At 55.7% G+C, this 17,159-nt stretch carries 18 protein-coding genes; 13 read left to right on the top strand and 5 right to left on the bottom strand.

Annotation, left to right across the window (positions count from 1 at the left end):
* The first annotated feature begins 62 nt into the window (after positions 1-62).
* The 4 genes from OS190_RS01115 (at position 63) to OS190_RS01100 (ending at position 2,835) form a co-directional block, all read left to right on the top strand.
* Positions 63-587, top strand: a complete 525-nt coding sequence (locus OS190_RS01115) for an invasion associated locus B family protein (RefSeq protein ID WP_267156816.1) — start codon at positions 63-65, stop codon at positions 585-587.
* Between the two features lie 198 nt (positions 588-785).
* On the top strand, positions 786-1,964 hold the full coding sequence (gene rlmN / locus OS190_RS01110) for a dual-specificity RNA methyltransferase RlmN (protein WP_267156815.1): 1,179 nt from the start codon (positions 786-788) through the stop codon (positions 1,962-1,964).
* Positions 1,965-2,474: a protein-tyrosine phosphatase family protein gene (locus tag OS190_RS01105; RefSeq protein WP_267156814.1), complete on the top strand. Its 510-nt coding sequence runs from the start codon at positions 1,965-1,967 to the stop codon at positions 2,472-2,474.
* 148 nt (positions 2,475-2,622) lie between these two features.
* Positions 2,623-2,835 (top strand): hypothetical protein, encoded by a 213-nt coding sequence (locus OS190_RS01100; RefSeq protein WP_267156813.1) that lies wholly within the window; start codon positions 2,623-2,625, stop codon positions 2,833-2,835.
* 25 nt (positions 2,836-2,860) lie between these two features.
* Here OS190_RS01100 and OS190_RS01095 read toward each other — a convergent pair whose 3' ends face one another.
* Positions 2,861-3,706, bottom strand: coding sequence for an LOG family protein (locus tag OS190_RS01095; protein ID WP_267156812.1), 846 nt, complete (start codon positions 3,704-3,706; stop codon positions 2,861-2,863).
* Positions 3,707-3,899: 193 nt separating this feature from the next.
* On the opposite strand from OS190_RS01095, the gene dapD reads away from it, so the two are divergent.
* Genes dapD through OS190_RS01080 form a run of 3 tightly spaced genes read left to right on the top strand, consistent with a single transcriptional unit; the run spans position 3,900 to position 5,473 of the window.
* Positions 3,900-4,727, top strand: a complete 828-nt coding sequence (gene dapD, locus OS190_RS01090) for a 2,3,4,5-tetrahydropyridine-2,6-dicarboxylate N-succinyltransferase (protein ID WP_267156811.1) — start codon at positions 3,900-3,902, stop codon at positions 4,725-4,727.
* A 4-nt stretch (positions 4,728-4,731) separates the two neighbouring features.
* A complete protein-coding gene (locus OS190_RS01085) occupies positions 4,732-5,091 on the top strand; it encodes a hypothetical protein (protein WP_267156810.1) in 360 nt (119 codons plus the stop codon).
* Positions 5,092-5,134: 43 nt separating this feature from the next.
* On the top strand, positions 5,135-5,473 hold the full coding sequence (locus OS190_RS01080; RefSeq protein WP_267156809.1) for a DUF8846 family protein: 339 nt from the start codon (positions 5,135-5,137) through the stop codon (positions 5,471-5,473).
* 21 nt (positions 5,474-5,494) lie between these two features.
* Here the strand turns inward: OS190_RS01080 and OS190_RS01075 are convergent, their stop codons facing one another.
* Both OS190_RS01075 and OS190_RS01070 read right to left on the bottom strand, forming a co-directional pair.
* A complete protein-coding gene (locus tag OS190_RS01075) occupies positions 5,495-6,589 on the bottom strand; it encodes a Hint domain-containing protein (protein WP_267156808.1) in 1,095 nt (364 codons plus the stop codon).
* A gap of 1 nt (position 6,590) precedes the next feature.
* Positions 6,591-8,171: a Hint domain-containing protein gene (locus OS190_RS01070; protein WP_267156807.1), complete on the bottom strand. Its 1,581-nt coding sequence runs from the start codon at positions 8,169-8,171 to the stop codon at positions 6,591-6,593.
* 294 nt (positions 8,172-8,465) lie between these two features.
* Here OS190_RS01070 and dapE point away from each other — a divergent pair, with 294 nt between their 5' ends.
* The 4 genes from dapE to rnr are packed head-to-tail and all read left to right on the top strand — an operon-like array spanning position 8,466 to position 12,881.
* Entirely contained in the window at positions 8,466-9,611 is a 1,146-nt protein-coding gene (gene dapE / locus OS190_RS01065; protein WP_267157326.1) for a succinyl-diaminopimelate desuccinylase, read from the top strand.
* Positions 9,608-10,024: a GNAT family N-acetyltransferase gene (locus tag OS190_RS01060; RefSeq protein WP_267156806.1), complete on the top strand. Its 417-nt coding sequence runs from the start codon at positions 9,608-9,610 to the stop codon at positions 10,022-10,024. Before dapE ends, OS190_RS01060 begins: the two co-directional genes overlap by 4 nt.
* The gene (locus OS190_RS01055; protein ID WP_267156805.1) at positions 10,021-10,605 is read left to right on the top strand and encodes a TIGR04282 family arsenosugar biosynthesis glycosyltransferase; all 585 of its coding nucleotides are present in this window, start codon (positions 10,021-10,023) and stop codon (positions 10,603-10,605) included. The genes OS190_RS01060 and OS190_RS01055 overlap by 4 nt, the downstream gene beginning before the upstream one ends.
* A 20-nt stretch (positions 10,606-10,625) precedes the next feature.
* Positions 10,626-12,881 (top strand): ribonuclease R, encoded by a 2,256-nt coding sequence (rnr, locus tag OS190_RS01050; protein ID WP_267156804.1) that lies wholly within the window; start codon positions 10,626-10,628, stop codon positions 12,879-12,881.
* Here rnr and OS190_RS01045 read toward each other — a convergent pair.
* Positions 12,850-13,578, bottom strand: coding sequence for a glutathione S-transferase family protein (locus tag OS190_RS01045; RefSeq protein ID WP_267156803.1), 729 nt, complete (start codon positions 13,576-13,578; stop codon positions 12,850-12,852). The two genes, rnr and OS190_RS01045, sit on opposite strands and share 32 nt — an antisense overlap.
* A 79-nt stretch (positions 13,579-13,657) precedes the next feature.
* Here OS190_RS01045 and OS190_RS01040 point away from each other — a divergent pair, with 79 nt between their 5' ends.
* On the top strand, positions 13,658-14,377 hold the full coding sequence (locus OS190_RS01040) for a helix-turn-helix transcriptional regulator (RefSeq protein ID WP_267156802.1): 720 nt from the start codon (positions 13,658-13,660) through the stop codon (positions 14,375-14,377).
* Between the two features lie 69 nt (positions 14,378-14,446).
* On the top strand, positions 14,447-15,718 hold the full coding sequence (locus OS190_RS01035; RefSeq protein ID WP_267156801.1) for a lytic murein transglycosylase: 1,272 nt from the start codon (positions 14,447-14,449) through the stop codon (positions 15,716-15,718).
* Here OS190_RS01035 and OS190_RS01030 read toward each other — a convergent pair.
* On the bottom strand, positions 15,713-17,110 hold the full coding sequence (locus tag OS190_RS01030) for an aspartate aminotransferase family protein (RefSeq protein WP_267156800.1): 1,398 nt from the start codon (positions 17,108-17,110) through the stop codon (positions 15,713-15,715). The genes OS190_RS01035 and OS190_RS01030 overlap by 6 nt on opposite strands.
* Positions 17,111-17,159 lie beyond the last annotated feature (49 nt).

The raw sequence follows: 17,159 nt of genomic DNA, 5'->3' as shown, positions 1-17,159 counted from the left end.
CATCGCCAACAGGGCCTGGTCATATTGAGGTTAAGGACAGCTTGGAGGCTGGACAGATGGGAATGAGAACAAGTTTTGGATGCGTTTTGGGGCTGGCAGCGCTATTGGCCACGAGCGGAAATGCACAAGAACAAAGTACAAATCGCGTTGCGGCCAAAACCGACTGGAGCGTGTTCGTCGAAGACAATCCTACCGAGTGTTGGGGCGTATCGACACCCAAGGAAACCGTGAATTCGCGTGATGGACGTGTTGTGGCTGTCAACCGCGGTCAAACCTTGTTGATGGTGTTTTACCGTCCGTCAGCAGGGGCCAAGGGGCAGGTTGCCTTTACAGGTGGCTATCCGTTTGCATCTGGGTCAACAGTCACGATGAACATATCGGGCACGTCTTTCGAGTTGTTCACCGAGGGCGAATGGGCCTGGCCGGCAACGACAGATGACGATGCCAAGATCATTACCGCGATGAAACGCGGTGCCAATGCCATCCTTTCCGGACGTTCCGGTCGCGGGACCGCGACAAAGGATACCTTTTCGCTGCTTGGCTTCACTGCGGCTCTTGAGGATGCTGCAAAACGCTGTGGCGGCTGAGCGGGGCTGACGGCCTGTCTGTAGCGATACCAAACGCCGGTGTCGAACGGGCAGTGGGTGCGGGATTGAGTTTATTGGCAAGATGAAGCAGCGGATTTGCGCTGTTTCTGGAGCCGCGCTGCGGGGTATGTCGGGCATCTTTTGCAATTTGCGGTGTGTCGTATATAGCAAGCCCATCCCAACCAGTGAGTCGTCCCCATGTCTGTCACCGCCCCCATCACCCAGGATGTTCATACCATGCCGCGTAAATTGCCGGCTGGCCCACAGAATCTGATTGGCATGACCCGTGAGGGGATGCGGGAGGCCCTTATTGCCCAAGGGACCCCGGAAAAGCAGGCCAAGATGCGTGTCGGACAGATCTGGCAGTGGATTTACCAGTGGGGCAAGCGCGATTTTGCGGAGATGACCAACCTGTCCAAGGCCTTTCGGGCTGAACTGGCGCAGACCTTTGTGATCGAGGTGCCCGAAGTAGTGACGCGTCAGGTTTCCGAGGACGGCACACGCAAATACCTGGTGCGTATTGCCGGCGGACATGAGGTTGAGGTTGTTTATATTCCGGAAGAAGGGCGCGGTACCCTGTGTGTTTCATCGCAGGTCGGTTGTACCCTGACCTGTTCTTTTTGTCATACCGGAACGCAAAAGCTGGTGCGCAACCTGACCGCGGCCGAGATCATCGGTCAGGTTCTGGTGGCCCGTGATGATCTGGATGAATGGCCCGAAGTCGGAGCGCGCAATGTCGAAACCCGATTGCTGTCCAACATCGTGTTGATGGGGATGGGTGAACCCCTTTATAATTTCGAGAACGTGCGCGATGCGATGAAGATCGCAATGGATCCCGAAGGCATCCAATTGTCGCGCCGCCGGATTACCCTGTCCACGTCAGGCGTCGTACCAGAGATTGCCCGCACTGCTGAAGAGATCGGTTGCCAGCTGGCGATCAGTTTTCACGCGACGACGGATGAAGTGCGCGACAGATTGGTGCCGATCAACAAGAAATGGAATCTTGAACAACTGCTGGCAGCCTTGCGGGCCTATCCAAAGGTTTCCAATTCAGAACGGATCACCTTTGAATATGTGATGCTGCAGGGCGTAAACGACAGTGACGAAGATGCACATCGGTTGGTGGCACTGATCAAGGGCATCCCGGCAAAGATAAACCTGATCCCGTTCAATGAATGGCCTGGGGCGCCTTACAAACGATCGTCAAACAACCGCATCCGGGCATTTTCCGACATTGTGCATCAAGCGGGCTATGCATCTCCTGTCCGCAAGCCGCGTGGAGAGGACATCATGGCCGCTTGTGGCCAGTTGAAATCGGCAACTGAACGTGCGCGCAAATCCCGCAGGCAGATCGAGGCTGAAACGGGCCTGTCCTGAATGACCCTGCGTTGTTACCCGGTGCCGGTGGCAGCGCCGGGCGCTCTGTGGATCATGCCCTGCCCGCCACGCGAGGATGTAATGCAGGCCATGCGGCATCTAAAGGAGATGGGCGTAAGCACAGTATTGTCAATGCTGCCGGAACCGGAAGCATGTGATCTGGGCCTGCAGAGTGAGGCAGATCTTTGTGCCGCACACGACATGCAATTCGTGTCCTATCCGATCGTGGACTTTGGTCTGCCTGATCCCGAGGATTTCCTGGGCTTGATCACTGAGATTGCCGCACAATTGAAAGGCGGCGGTACTGTTGCAATTCATTGCCGTGCAGGTATCGGACGCTCGGGAATGGTGGCGGCATGTACTTTGATGGCCTTGGGTGATGCGGCAGGTTCCGCGGTTGAAAAAGTCAGCGCCGCCAGAAGTGTTTCAGTTCCCGATACAGTAGAACAAGGTAAGTTCATCACCGACTTTGCCAAAATGATGAACAAAGGCAATTCTTCAAGGCACTGAATTTACGCAAATTTTCGGCGATGCAACCTAAGGTAAACCTTTGCCGACCATCGCCAAAAAACCTCGGTTCTGCCGTAATCCAGCGTCATTGCTGCCATGGTTCGGGAGCAGATTGTTTCCATCGAAACAGTCAATCAGGAACATTCAGATGTCCATCATGTCCAACAAAGACCCGTTCATCACTGCCCAGGTTATTGATCTGGTTCTGCGCGAACGCGGAAATGCCTTGTCCCAGCGCGAATGGAAGCACCGGCTGGCAGGGTACGGCTATGCGATCAAAGACACGGATCACGGTCAGGTCGTAGAAACCCTGCCACATCATGTCGAAGTCGGTGTCCTTCCCGCAGAAATAAGCGCCTAGACTGATCCCTTCCGGGGCGGCGGCCCTACCGGCCGGGAATTGATTCTCGCGCGGTTGCTGGCTCCCAATTGTCGATCAACGCCATCGCCTCATCTGCGGTTTCGACAAACCTGAACAGATCAAGGTCTTCGGCTGAAATGGTGCCCGCATCCGCCAGCGCCTCCCAGTTGATGATTTTCTGCCAGAACGCACGGCCGAACAACAGAAACGGCACTCGTTGCATGCGGCCGGTCTGGATCAGGGTCAGTGCCTCAAAGGTTTCGTCCATGGTGCCAAAGCCACCGGGAAAGACACAGATCGCCTTTGCGCGCATCAGGAAATGCATTTTCCGGATCGCGAAGTAATGGAAATTAAAGCAGAGCTCGGGCGTAACATACAGGTTTGGCGCCTGTTCAAACGGCAACACGATGTTCAGGCCGATGGACCGGCCACCGGCGTCTACGGCGCCACGGTTGCCTGCCTCCATCACACCGGGACCGCCGCCGGTGACAATCACGTCCTGGGTGCCGCCACCTTTCATCGATTTCAACGTCATCAGTCGCGAAAATTCGCGTGCCTCATCATAAAAGCGAGACAATTCCGCCAGGGTTTTGGTGCGTGCCATGTCTTTTTGCGCAGGTTCGGGAATGCGGGCACCGCCAAACAATACGATGGTTGATGTAATGCCTTCGGCGTCCAACATCATCTCTGGCTTCAACAGTTCCAGTTGCAACCGTACGGGTCGCAATTCTTCCCGCCCCATGAAGGCATCATCGGTAAAGGCCAACTTGTATGCAGGTGCACGTGTCTGGGGGGTGTCTGGTGCCGCTTCGGCCGCTGCGCGATCTGTGTTCGCATCGCGTAGGGGATGGCGGCGTTGATCGTCTTTCATCGAAGTCTCCAAAATGGTCGACGTCAGGGTGGCTTGGTTGGGGCGGACTTGCAAGGGATGCTGCCTGTTGGAAAGCTCAATAACGCGTGGATTCGGGCTCTGAAACGTCATTCGATCAAATTACGCTGAGAGATTGCGCTGACCTCGGGCCAAGGATATAGCGCGGGGAACCGTTTGCAGCAGGAGCAGCCAGATGTCCAACGCCCAACTTGAAAACGCCATCGAAGCCGCGTGGGAGTCGCGCGATGAGATCACCTCGGCCACCACGGGCGAGACACGAGACGCAATCGAAGACACGCTGAACGCCCTCGACAGTGGTAAACTGCGGGTGGCGGAAAAGCAGGACGATGGCAGCTGGCATGTGAACCAATGGGCAAAAAAGGCCGTGCTGCTGGGTTTTCGCATTAAGGACATGGAACATCAGGAAGGCGGCCCGCAGGGTGCCGGCTGGTGGGACAAGGTAGACAGCAAGTTCAAGGGATGGGATGATGCCCGGTGGGCTGCTGCCGGATTTCGCGCTGTTCCAAATTGTGTCGTGCGCAAATCTGCCTATATCGCGCCTGGTGTTGTATTGATGCCGTCATTTGTGAACATTGGCGCTTATGTTGATTCCGGAACGATGGTCGATACCTGGGCTACCGTGGGTTCCTGTGCACAAATCGGGAAAAACGTACATTTGTCCGGCGGCGTGGGCATTGGTGGCGTGTTGGAGCCAATGCAGGCCGGCCCGACGATCATCGAAGACAATTGCTTTATCGGTGCGCGTTCCGAAGTGGTCGAAGGCTGTATCGTACGCGAAGGTTCCGTGCTTGGCATGGGGGTATTTATCGGCCAGTCAACCAAGATTGTGGACCGCGAAACCGGCGAAGTCATGTATGGTGAAGTGCCCTCAGGCTCTGTTGTGGTCGCAGGCTCCATGCCGTCCAAGAACGGTGTGAACCTATATTGCGCGGTAATCGTCAAGCGGGTCGACGAACGGACGCGCTCCAAAACCTCGATAAACGAGTTGTTGCGGGACTGATTTGATGCGTGCGTCTGCAATCGTGCTAATGGCAACGCTTGCCATGACAAATGTTTCACATGCGCAGGGTTTGGACGGCCTGTATAAACCCGATGCGGAATGGGCCGACGCCTGGGATTGCAAGAGCGTCGGAATGGATGGCGGAGCTATGGCCATTCAGGATGGGGTGTTCTTTGGCATCGAGTCCGAATGCCGGATGCTGAATCCTACCAAGGTGCGGGACATGGATGCGACGCTGTTTGATCTGCACTGCAGTAACGAGAGCGAAATATCTCAGATGCGGATCATGATCCTCGACACGCCGGAGGGGATCGTGACGGTTCGTGACGGCGGAGACGTTACACGTTACATTCGCTGCGAATAGCGGTTCCCGAAGCTATCGTATTTACCAAAGGGCAACCCCGGTCATGTCAGAGAGCAATAAAACCAAAAAACCTTCGCGTCAGCAGGTTTATACCCTATTGGTCCAGATCGGGCGCAAGGAGGGTGACGGCCTGCCGGACAAGGCAACAGGTGCTGCTCTGATGTGTTTCGCTTCCGGCGTGGATGAGGCTGAGGCCGTGCGTGAAACTGTCGCCATTCTCAAACAGGCCGATACCAATCCGCTTGATGTCGACGGCTATGGCACTCTGGCTGAACGCGAGGCAGAGGGGCATGAAATCGATGAAGAAGAGCGTGGACTGATGCAACGGGCACTGGATGAAAATTCTGTGATCATTGCACAGATGACGCCGTTTTTCGACTGACCTCTTAAGGGCTGTATCGGTTTATGCCGCGCGACGACGTGCCAGATGGATGGCGTCAAACCAACGTAAAACGTGATGCGCGGGGCGCGGATGTTCAGGCAGTAGTGCCCGATCAAAACTATGTAACAGGCTGCTTTGCAGATGCTGGTTGTTGCGCCTGATCCGGCCGATATACAGGCTCTCGACCGAGGTGCCGGCGGCCAGCAAGGTTTCATGGCGAGGCAGCAACAGCTGGGAATAGGTGATCATCGGGCCGCAAGGCTCGGTCAGCGCGGCAAAGCCATTGACCAAATGACGCGCAGGCACCAGCACGGCCTCCTGACTGAACAGATATTCTACTTCGGGTCCGTCAATAATCAAGCGTTGGTCAGGTGCGACAATGATGTCCTGCTGCAGCCCAAAGTAAGGCGCGCGCAAACGGATGGGACAGAAACTGCCGCGGGCAGGCACGGTGCGCCCGACATGTTGCAATACCGGTACAATGCCAGCCTCACGGGTGATCACCGTATCGCCACGCTGCAATTTATTGGCATCTTTATAGCCCCAAGGCGTCGCCAGCGGCGTCCCAGGCAACAGTGTTGGCATCGGACCAATCGGTTCGATCTGGTCCGACAGAGCGGCGAATATCATGTCAGAGGCAAAGGTCTGATCGCTGCGCCCCAGCATCAAATCGCGAATATCCTCTAAAGACAGGGCACGGGGATTGTCGATGTAAACGCTGGTAACTTCCGTTTCTTCCGGTTTCTCCAGCGTCATGCGACCCCAATTCAGCGTGCTGTCCCAGGAATAGGTGATACGCACCACATCGGTCCGGCCTGCTTCGGCGTGTTTGATGGCTGCGTGTGATATGTCACCGTTTTGAACCTGCACCATCGCGATGCCGCCACCGGGGATGGCCTGAAACGTCAAACTGCGCATGGCAGGGAATGTGGTTTTGTAGCCAAATAGAACCTGTGGACGACCATCTGCCGACAATCGGGTTTCAAACATGATGCTGCCACGGGTCAGGAGTGTCGCAGGCGTATCCTCAAGCTGTGGAGACTCTTTTTTGTCGGTGCCAAGCCCGCGCAAGGACAATCTGCGGTCATCATGGTCACAAAGGGCAAGCCAAGTCATGTCAGGCCACCTTGGCGGCGCGCAGCAAATCCGCCTCATAGCGTTTCAGGGTGCGGCGCGCGGCTGGGGAATAACCGCGACCGGTCTCTGGATCTATTTCGGGAAAAATTGCACAGATCTCGTCAACAATCTCGCGTTCGAAACTCTTGGTTGTTTGCGGGCCAGGTAGGAAACTCTCGGTTTCCAACCCTTCGGAAAACACAACCTGATGGCGGTCAAACAGAAGATGTACATAGGTTACCTCGCCCCCTGATCGCCGCCGCACAGACCGGTCATTCACCAGATCACGCGCGGCAATCAATACTTCGGCCTCACCGAAAAGCAGTTCAGCAAGGTTGTCGCGGATCAGTACACGGTGCAGCGGCGAGACCAGCAGATCACGGTGTGTACCAAAAGTGTTTGCGCGAATTTGGATCGGAGCAAAATCACCTGTGGCTGCAACCTCACGTGTTCCGATCCAGCGCAGAGGCTGTGGGCCGTCATCCTGGGTCAAGACGAGGTCTCCGGGAACAAGACTTTCGGCGGGCCGCTCTCCATCGGGGGTGGCGATCATCGTACCGGCAACAAAGCAAGGGACGCCCGTCGCATTGACAAAACCGACATCCGTATCGACACCGTTGTCGATTGTGTAGGTAAAGTTGAAATTCTCTACGTCGCCATCACCAGTTACGGTAAATGTGCCGTCGGCATTCAACTTGACGGTTTGCCCGGTCGGCAAGGTGATTGTGTCACCCGCAACCACATCGACGCCATTGATCTGCGTAATGGTCAGCGAACCGGGGCCGTTGTTGATGTCATTGGCCAGAACATCGATAACTTTGTCCCCGTCGGGAAACAGATCAATGTTGTCTGACAAGGCCACAAGATCGGTTTGCACGGAATCACCTGCGATCAACAGGTTGGAATCGTAGTTTGAATCAGCCACATCCGCGATTGCGATGCGCATGGAATTTGTCACGCCAACATTGACGTTCATCGTCAAGGTAAGCGTGATCGTAAAACCGTCCATCTCGGTGTTGAATTCGTCATTCTGGTTGTTGACGTACATGTTGATGTTGTTGGTCGTGTTGACGTTGCCAGGGTCGACATCGCCATTCCCCACGTCCATTGGCACCAGTGTCCCGTTGATCCAGACGCCAACAAAATCCTGATAGATCGAATTTTCGAACTCCGGGTATTCTTCCGATGAAAAGATGAATTGCATCGTCATGATGCTTGTGTCGGGGATGAAATCGACATCCAGCGTCGAGGCATCATAGGTCCGGGCACCCGCAGCACTATTGTATTGGCCGTGATTGTTTGTTCCCGAAGTATTCGTCGAGGTGTTGGTGTTCTGGTTGGACTGACCTGAAGAATTCGTGAAATCTTGTGCGTTGCCCGTTGAAAGGATGACACCCGTGTTGCCAGGTGTGACACCGGGTGTCACAGAGTCTCCGTTGGAATAAATCCCGGCACTATCAATATCGCCGTAGTAGGTGGCACCCGTAACCGTGACACCATTGCCAAAGATGGTCTGCGCCATCTGCGTGGCGGTGGTGCCTTCGCGTACCGTATTAATTGGAAGCTCTGCTGCTGCTACCATTGTCCTGCCTCACACCTTGGGCCCGGATAGCAATGATCAGCACAGGATTTCAGGCGGAAACCACCCTTGTCTGTTGTGTTACATTGCGGTCAAATCGGCCCTGTTTTCAGGTGCTCGGTGCGACTGCGGTACTGCTGATGCCCTGCCTCGGGTCATATTATTGACATAATGCTAACAGGTGCCGCGCCCTCTGTTAAGCATTTCCTGCGCAGCCCCCCTTGGCACCGCGCCTTTTTCGCCACAAAAGTGACGGGCCCTAGTGTTTTTTGAAAAGGACCCAGCATGGCCCGCGCAATTGACCCGATTGATCCTGTAGATCTGACCGCCCGATTGGTGCGATGCGCCTCGGTGACGCCAGCAAATGAAGGTGCATTGGAGATCGTGCAGGAGGTGTTGACCGCTGCGGGGTTTGACTGTGTCTGGGCCGACCGTGGTGGCATCCGCAATCTGTTTGCGCGCTGGGGCAAAAAGGGCAACACAAAAACTTTTGGGTTCAACGGTCATACTGATGTCGTACCAATCGGGAATGCGTCGGATTGGACGATGCCGCCCTTCGGCGCTGAAATCAAAGATGGGATAATGTACGGACGCGGTACGACAGACATGAAATCGGGCGTCGCCGCTTTTGTCGCCGCTGCGGTTGATTTCGTGCGCGCGACACCGCCTGATGGGTCGGTTGTCATTGCCATCACTGGGGATGAGGAAGGTGATGCGCTGGACGGTACCACCGCTTTGCTGGAGCATATGGAGAAAAACGGTGATCGCATGGATGTCTGCCTCGTTGGGGAACCGACCTGCCCCGAGGTGATGGGCGATATGATCAAGATCGGACGCCGGGGTTCGATGACGGTTTGGTTCAAGGTGCTGGGTAAACAGGGCCATTCCGCCTATCCTCATCGCGCCAACAACCCGCTGCCAGCAATGATGCGCCTTATGGATCGGCTGGCCTCACACACCCTGGACGAAGGCACCGATCATTTTGATCCGTCGACTCTGGCGGTGGTAACGGTGGATACGGGCAATACAGCGACCAATGTCATTCCTGCCTCTTGCTCGGCAACGGCGAATATCAGGTTCAATGACAGCCATTCCGCTGCGTCGCTCACGGCTTGGCTGGAAAAGGAGGTTGAAAAGGTTCGCGCCGAATTTGCCATTGAGATCGACATGCAGATCAAGGTTTCAGGCGAAAGCTTCATCACACCTCCCGGCCCTCTCTCTACCTTGGTGGCATCGGCCGTTGAGGCGGAAACAGGGGTTACACCACAGCTTTCGACCACAGGCGGTACGTCGGATGCAAGATTTGTGAAATCACATTGTCCGGTGGTGGAGTTCGGTCTTGTCGGGCAGTCTATGCATCAGGTGGATGAGAATGTGCGCATCGAACATATTCACCAGCTCAAGGCGATTTATGGCCGGATACTCAAGGAATACTTTGCATGAGTACCACCATTTCCCTGACCGATGATATTGTCACCTGTCGCGCCTTGCGGCGGCAGGTGTTTATTGAAGAACAGGGTGTCTCCGAAGCCGATGAAATCGATGACCTCGACGATGTGTCGTTGCACCTGCTGGCAATGGAAGGGGCAAATGCTGTTGGCAGCGCCCGCATTTATATCGCCTCTGGTGTTGCCAAGATCGGGCGCGTGTGTGTGATCAAGTCAATGCGCGGTACGGGTCTGGGTGCGGCGCTGATCCACAAGGCGTTGGAGGTGTCGCGAGGCAAGGCCAAACAAGCCCGGCTGGGCGCGCAAGTTCACGCATTGGGGTTTTATCAACGGCTGGGTTTTGACCCTGTTGGCCAAGTCTATGACGACGCCGGCATTCCCCATAGGGAGATGGTGCGCGACCTGTGAGGAAAACACTGATCGTTATGGTCAAGGAGCCGCGTCCAGGCCGCGTCAAAACCCGACTTGGCCGTGACCTTGGCATGACCAGCGCTGCCTGGTGGTTCCGTCATCAAACACGCTGGGTTTTGCGTGCCCTGCGTGATCCGCGGTGGGATCTTGTCCTGGCCGTCAGCCCCGACCGTGAAGGGCTGACAAGCCGTATCTGGCCTGGGGATCTGCCTCGCCTGCCGCAGGGTGGCGGGGATCTGGGTGCCCGTATGGCCCGGATGTTGGGGCGGGTGCCTAATGGGCCTGCCTGTTTGATCGGCGCTGACATTCCGGAGATCCGTCGGCATCATGTCGCGCAAGCCTTCCAGGCGTTGGGAAATCATGACGCTGTTTTTGGGCCTGCCTTGGATGGTGGGTACTGGTTGATCGGTTTGAAACATCCCCGGCGGCAGTCAAAAGGGTTTCTACAGAAGGTGCGCTGGTCCAGCGAATACGCCTTGAACGACAGCAAGGCGAGCCTTCCCGATCACCGTATTGCCGAAATCGCGACCCTGCGTGATGTTGATACAGTCGACGATTTACCCATGACGCAGACCTAAGCGCGTGATAACTGCGCCCTATGAGTAAAATACCCAGCAAAGCCGAGATTCTCGAATGGATCGAACAAAATCCCACTAAAACCGCCAAACGTGACATTGCGCGTGCATTTGGCATCAAGGGGGCTGCGCGGATCGATTTGAAACAGCTCCTGAAAGAGCTGCAAGCCGAAGGTCATCTGGAAAAGCGCAAGCGCAGCTATCAGGATCCCGATCGCCTGCCGCCTGTGTCGGTATTGATGGTGACAGGGCCGAATGCACAGGGTGATCTGTTCGCCAAACCGATGGAATGGCACGGCGCAGCAAATGAACCATCGGTGCTGATAATCAGCAAACCCTCCGATCCGGCGTTGGGCGAAGGTGACCGTATTCTGGCTCGCCTGACCTTGGTCCAGGATGAAAACCATTCCTATGAAGGGCGGCTTATCCGGCGCATCGGCACCAATCCCAAGAAAGTGTTGGGCGTTTTTCGCAAAGGTTCCGAAGGCGGTCGGATCCTGCCGATTGACAAAGGGTCAGACAAGGAATGGGTCGTCGCCGATGCGGACATGTTTGATGCACAAGACGGAGAATTGGTCGAAGCTGAGCTGGCAGGTCCAAAAGGCCGGATGGGCTTGCCTCGTGCGCGCATTGTGAACCGTCTGGGCGATCCCTCTGCACCCAAAGCCGTATCTCTGATTGCGATCCACCAACACGGCATCCCCGATGAGTTCCCCGATGAAGTCATTGCAGAGGCGGATGCAGCCAGCCCAGTCACTCTGAAGGGGCGCGAGGATTTGCAGGATTTGCCCCTGATCACCATTGATCCTTCTGATGCTCGTGATCATGACGATGCGTGCTATGCCCATGCCGATGATGACCCCCTCAACAGGGATGGTCATGTGATCTGGGTCGCGATCGCGGATGTTGCGGCATATGTGACTCCGGGTTCGGCGCTGGATCACGAGGCACGCAAGCGGGGCAATTCGACCTATTTTCCTGACCGTGTCGTGCCCATGCTGCCGGATCGGCTTTCCGGTGATTTGTGTTCCTTGCATGAAGGGGTTCCACGGGCCTGTATCGCGGTGCGGATGGTGCTGGACGCCAAGGGGAACAAACTGTCGCACAGCTTTCATCGCGGTATCATGCGTTCGCCAGCATCCTTGCATTACGAAGAAGTTCAGAATGCGATTGACGGACGGACGAACCCAAGAACAGATGCCCTGTTAGAGTCTGTTTTGAAACCGCTCTATGCCGCCTATGCTGCGCTAAAGATTGCCCGTGCCGAGCGTCAGCCGCTTGATCTGGAACTGCCGGAACGTCGGGTGGAGTTAAAGGAAGACGGGACCGTACAATCCATCAACTTCAAAGAGCGTCTGGATGCGCATAAACTGATCGAAGAGTTTATGGTGCTGGCCAATGTCGCCGCTGCCGAAACGCTGTTGGCCAAGAAAACACCGCTGCTCTACCGCATTCACGAGGAACCCACACCTACCAAACTGGAAAGCTTGCGTGAAACTGCACAGGCTTCTGGTTTCACGCTCGCCAAGGGTCAGGTCCTGCAAACGCGACATCTCAACAAGTTGCTGAATGATGCTGCCGGCACGGACGAAGCAGAGTTAATCAACCTTTCAACCCTGCGCTCGATGACCCAGGCTTACTATGGTCCCGCCCATATCGGCCATTTCGGTCTGGCGTTGAAATCCTATGCGCATTTCACCTCGCCGATCCGACGCTATGCGGATCTGATCGTACACCGCGCGCTGATTGCAGCCCATGGCTGGGGCAAGGATGGCTTGCGGTCCGAAGACTATGAATCGTTAGAGTTGACCGGTGCCCATATCTCGGACACGGAGCGTCGTTCGATGATGGCGGAACGGGATACAACCGACCGGTATCTGGCATCCTATCTGTCAGAGCGCGTGGGCAATGAATTCATGGGCCGGATCAGTGGGATCGCACGGTTTGGCGTTTTCGTGAAACTGGACGAGACCGGCGCAGATGGGTTGCTACCAATGCGCAGTCTGGGCCGCGAATATTTTCATCACGATGAAGAAAGCCAGACCTTGCGAGGTTCTGACACCGGCATGATCATTTCGCTGGGCCAGCGGGTCAAGGTCCGCCTGGCCGAGGCAACACCTGTGACGGGTGGTATTCTGCTTGAGTTGCTAGAGCTTGAGGACCAGAAAATCAAGCAAGGCAGCAGATCTCCGGCAGGGCGGAACCCCCGCCGAAAATCCAATAAGATCAAGCGCAAGAAAGACAAGATCAAGCGCAAAGTTTCGCGGACACGGCGCTGACCGGCTGGTTCATGGCATCACTCGCTCGGTCGATGTAACGGCACAGGATTTCATCTTCGGCAATGCGCATTTTCAACAGTGATTTACCCGGCGTCGCGCGCATGCTGGCCAACATCGCCGCAACCGAAGCATCGGCTGCGGTAGGCCGGTCTCCGAACAGGAATGGCCCGTGCCACAATCGCGTGGTGATGGCTTTGAGGTCAGGTTCGATCCGCTCAAGACGTTCTTGCGGTGAAAGCCGGCCAAGCCCCTGACGGTCCATGCCTAATAGACAGTTCCTGCGCAATTTGCTGGTGATCACGCCGCGTAACAGTCTGGGGATCGCATCAAAATAGGTATCGCGGATGATCGGCCATACCTCGTCATTGCCCCAGCGATCCATGACAATATGAAAATACATATGTTCTTCGGCCATACGGATGAAAGCCCGCGATGTGGCTTTTTCCATGTCCGACAAACCCTTATCGAAATTGGCCCCCCGTGTTTCAAGGTAACTGCGAATGTTGTCGCTGTCAGGGATGATATTGCCCGCCACGCGAATCGCGGGCAGCTTTTGTTTGGGCATTTTGCGCGGGTCTGCCGTATCTTCGCGCAGCCAGGGTTGGCCTGACATGTTCAGCAACCAGATCGCCTTGATACAAAAGGGGCTGGCGGCGGGTTGGCCAAAGGTTTTGGCAAAGGTGATGAGGGTGATCATGAGTTTCTCCTTGGTTATCTTGGCCAAGAGCTAGCATGTACTACTGTCAATTTTTGTCAGCATTTGCTACGATGACCATATGAATCGCACCCACCGCCTGTTCCAACTGATGACAACGCTGCGGCGATTGCCCGCGCCGGTCCGTGCCACGCAACTGGCGGATGAAATGGGCACTTCATTGCGTACTGTATATCGGGACATTGATGCATTGCGGGGGCTGGGTGCGGTGATTGATGGCGAAGCGGGGTTCGGATACACGCTGATCGAGGATGCAGCGCTTCCGCCGCTGGGGTTCGAGGATGATGAATTGGAAGCGCTTGTGCTTGGGCTGCGCGATGTCGCGGTGATCGGTGATCCAGCTCTGGCCAAGGCAGCGCAAACAGCATTGGCCAAGATTACCGCACGCGTGCCACCCCGTCAGGCGCATCGTCTTCAACATGCGGTTCTGGACGCGCGGCGTTTTGTGCGCCCGGCTCCGCCTCGCATCGATGTCGCCCGATTGCGGGCCGCAACATGGGAAGAAGAAACCGTACGGTTTTCCTATGCCGATCGCAACGGTGCGGCCTCTGTCCGCTCTGTCGATCCTTTGGGCTTGGTCTATTTGCAGGATACGAACATGCTTATGGCGTGGTGTCATTTACGCCGGGATTTTCGGGTATTCCGACTGGACCGGATGGACGACCTGGAACGCACAGGCCAGAGCTTTCGCCCCCGTCGCGTGCCTATGTTGCGCGCTTACACAGAAATCCTGAGAGCAGAAGCTGTCGCGCGGGCAGCAGACCGCGAAACCGGCACCTAGAGGTTTGTGGGCCGTTGCCAAAGCGTTAGTATACCGGCAAAACGCAACACCGGTGCGGGCGGGATGATCATGCATAAATACCTATTGAAGTTGGCGCTGGCGCTTTTTGTGGTGGTGGGCACCGCAGCTCTGGCGACGGGGCCGGAATTGTCTGTTCGCCCGGCGGAACTCAGCACACCAGAAGCTCATGGCAGCGATGCAGACGAGAAGGCGCGCCCAGGTACCTTTGAAGTCTGGCTGAAGGGTTTTCGCAAAAGGGCACTGGAGCAGGGGATTACAGCCGCAACTTTCAACAGTGTGATGACCGGGCTGCGCTATGATCCCGATGTCATTAAACGAGACAGGAATCAGGCCGAATTCACAAAAACGGTATGGGATTACCTGGACACAGCCGTTTCTGATTTGAGAATCGCCAACGGACGCAAGGCTCTGACAAAATGGGATAAGGCCTTGAGCGAAATCGAAATGACCTATGGGGTCGAGAAAGAAGTTGTGACCGCAATCTGGGGACTGGAAAGCGCTTATGGTACTTTTCGGGGGGCGGCACCGGTCATCAACGGTTTGGCGACCCTGGCCTTTGATGCACGGCGCGCAGACTTCTTTGAGGAGGAACTGGTGCACGCTCTGCGTATCCTGCAGAACGGTGAAACCGCGCCAGAAAAGATGCGTGGCAGTTGGGCAGGCGCAATGGGTCATACACAATTTATGCCGTCGTCGTTTGCGGCCCATGCGGTGGACTTTGATGGCGATGGCAAACGCAACATATGGGAGGACGACCCACGCGATGCGCTGGCGTCGACGGCCGCTTATCTGAAACATTTCGGCTGGATCAAAGGTCAACCATGGGGTGTCGAGGTGCGTTTGCCGAAGGGGTTTGATTACCTGCAGGCGGACCGCGCAGACATGCGCCTGCCAAGCGATTGGAAAAGTAGTGGCGTTTCCGCAGTGAATGGCGGGCTGACTGATACATATGGCAATGCCTCGATCCTGTTGCCAGGCGGAGCGGAGGGCGCAGCTTTTATGATCTTTTCCAATTTTGCCGTGATTGAAAAATATAATACCGCCGACGCCTATGTGATCGGAGTTGGCCATCTCAGTGATCGGATAAAGGGGGCACCTGCGATCAAAAAAAGCTGGCCGCGCCGCCTGCGCGCCCTGTCAAAGCCCGAGCGGATAGAACTACAGGAACGGTTGACTGCAGCCGGCTTTGATACGGTCAAGATCGACGCAAAAATGGGGCCGTTGACGATTAATGCCGTGCGCAGATTTCAGAAGGCCAAAGGGCTGACGCCCGATGGCTTCCCGTCGCTTGGTTTATTGGAACGCCTTCGGGCCTTATGATGCGGCCTTGAGCATTTCCTTTTCCTTGAGATCTGCATAAGTCGCATCCAACGCTTGTTTCGCTCTTTTGGCAAAGATGTCGATTTCTTCCGGTGTAATCACCAGCGGTGGCGAAATTATCATCCGGTCGCCGACGTGGCGCATCACCAGATTGTTGGCAAAGCAATGTTCACGACAAATATAGCCGACCGCGCCACCTTCAGCCGCAAATTTGGCACGGCTTTCCTTGTGCGGGGTCAACTGAATCGATGCCATCAGACCCGAAATGTTCACACCGCCGACTAAAGGATGATCGCCCAAACCATCAAGCGCGGTTTTTAATGCCGGTATTGCCACGTCGCGGATATGGGACAACAAATCCTCTTCTTGCATGATGCGCAGATTTTCCAGCGCAACAGCCGCACAAACCGGATGCCCGGAATATGTATAGCCATGGTTGAACTCGCAGGCACCAATGACCTCTGCAATCTCATCAGACACGATGGAGCCGCCGATCGGTGCGTATCCTGACGACAGCCCCTTGGCGATGGTCATGATGTCTGGCGTGATTCCCATCGTTTCGGAACCGAACCAGTTTCCGGTTCTGCCAAAACCGCAGATAACTTCGTCCGCAATCAACAGTACATCATATTTTTTACAAATGCGCTGGATTTCAGGCCAGTAAGTAGCAGGTGGGACAATCACACCACCTGCACCCTGCACCGGTTCGCCGATAAAGGCGGCTACCTTTTCTGCACCCAGCTCAAGGATTTTTGCCTCGAGCTCTTGTGCACGGGCCAAACCGAATTCTTCAGGGGTTTGATCACCACCTTCGGCCCACCAATCTGGTTGCCCAATGTGATGGATGCCCGGAATCGGCAGGCCGCCTTGCTCATGCATGGGTGTCATGCCACCCAAGGATCCAGATCCGACAGAAGACCCATGATAAGCGTTCATGCGGCTGATCACATGGCTCTTTTCAGGCCGGCCCTTTTGTGCCCAATAGACGCGCACCATGCGAAGATTGGTGTCATTTGCTTCCGACCCTGAACCGGCAAAAAAGACATGGTTCAAACTGCCGGGGGCCAGATCCGCCAACTGTTTCGCCAATGCGATGCCCGGCAAGTGTGTCGTTTGAAAAAATGTATTGTAATATGGCAGCTCGTTCATCTGGCGCATGGCGACCTGACCCATTTCAGGGCGACCATAACCAAGGTTGACACACCAAAGACCGGCCATGGCATCAAGAATCTCGTTGCCGTCACTGTCGGTCAGAAATACGCCCTTGGCGCGGGTGATGACACGCACGCCCTTGGCCGCCAGATCGGCGTTGGTGGTGAACGGGTGCATGTGATGCGCAGCATCCAGCGCCTGCAGTTCGGCTGTCGGTAGATGGTTCGTGAATGTCGGCATGATCTGTGACCTTTGCAGCAAGGGGAAAAAACTTGCCTGCAGAATATGA

Source organism: Sulfitobacter sp. F26204 (genome assembly GCF_026410305.1).
Lineage (GTDB): Bacteria > Pseudomonadota > Alphaproteobacteria > Rhodobacterales > Rhodobacteraceae > Sulfitobacter.
The sequence above is the reverse complement of the archived record's forward strand: the minus strand, read 5'-3'. Positions and strand labels throughout refer to the sequence as shown.

Excerpts from the sequence above, each read along its gene's own strand:
- OS190_RS01100 (WP_267156813.1), top strand. The coding sequence starts at position 2,623 with ATGTCCATCATGTCCAACAAAGACCCGTTCATCACTGCCCAGGTTATT.
- OS190_RS01115 (WP_267156816.1), top strand. The coding sequence starts at position 63 with ATGAGAACAAGTTTTGGATGCGTTTTGGGGCTGGCAGCGCTATTGGCC.
- dapD (WP_267156811.1), top strand. The coding sequence starts at position 3,900 with ATGTCCAACGCCCAACTTGAAAACGCCATCGAAGCCGCGTGGGAGTCG.
- rnr (WP_267156804.1), top strand. The coding sequence starts at position 10,626 with ATGAGTAAAATACCCAGCAAAGCCGAGATTCTCGAATGGATCGAACAA.
- OS190_RS01045 (WP_267156803.1), bottom strand. The coding sequence starts at position 13,578 with ATGATCACCCTCATCACCTTTGCCAAAACCTTTGGCCAACCCGCCGCC.
- OS190_RS01040 (WP_267156802.1), top strand. The coding sequence starts at position 13,658 with ATGAATCGCACCCACCGCCTGTTCCAACTGATGACAACGCTGCGGCGA.
- OS190_RS01105 (WP_267156814.1), top strand. The coding sequence starts at position 1,965 with ATGACCCTGCGTTGTTACCCGGTGCCGGTGGCAGCGCCGGGCGCTCTG.
- OS190_RS01095 (WP_267156812.1), bottom strand. The coding sequence starts at position 3,706 with ATGAAAGACGATCAACGCCGCCATCCCCTACGCGATGCGAACACAGAT.
- OS190_RS01060 (WP_267156806.1), top strand. The coding sequence starts at position 9,608 with ATGAGTACCACCATTTCCCTGACCGATGATATTGTCACCTGTCGCGCC.
- OS190_RS01080 (WP_267156809.1), top strand. The coding sequence starts at position 5,135 with ATGTCAGAGAGCAATAAAACCAAAAAACCTTCGCGTCAGCAGGTTTAT.
- rlmN (WP_267156815.1), top strand. The coding sequence starts at position 786 with ATGTCTGTCACCGCCCCCATCACCCAGGATGTTCATACCATGCCGCGT.
- OS190_RS01035 (WP_267156801.1), top strand. The coding sequence starts at position 14,447 with ATGCATAAATACCTATTGAAGTTGGCGCTGGCGCTTTTTGTGGTGGTG.
- OS190_RS01075 (WP_267156808.1), bottom strand. The coding sequence starts at position 6,589 with ATGACTTGGCTTGCCCTTTGTGACCATGATGACCGCAGATTGTCCTTG.
- OS190_RS01070 (WP_267156807.1), bottom strand. The coding sequence starts at position 8,171 with ATGGTAGCAGCAGCAGAGCTTCCAATTAATACGGTACGCGAAGGCACC.
- OS190_RS01085 (WP_267156810.1), top strand. The coding sequence starts at position 4,732 with ATGCGTGCGTCTGCAATCGTGCTAATGGCAACGCTTGCCATGACAAAT.
- OS190_RS01030 (WP_267156800.1), bottom strand. The coding sequence starts at position 17,110 with ATGCCGACATTCACGAACCATCTACCGACAGCCGAACTGCAGGCGCTG.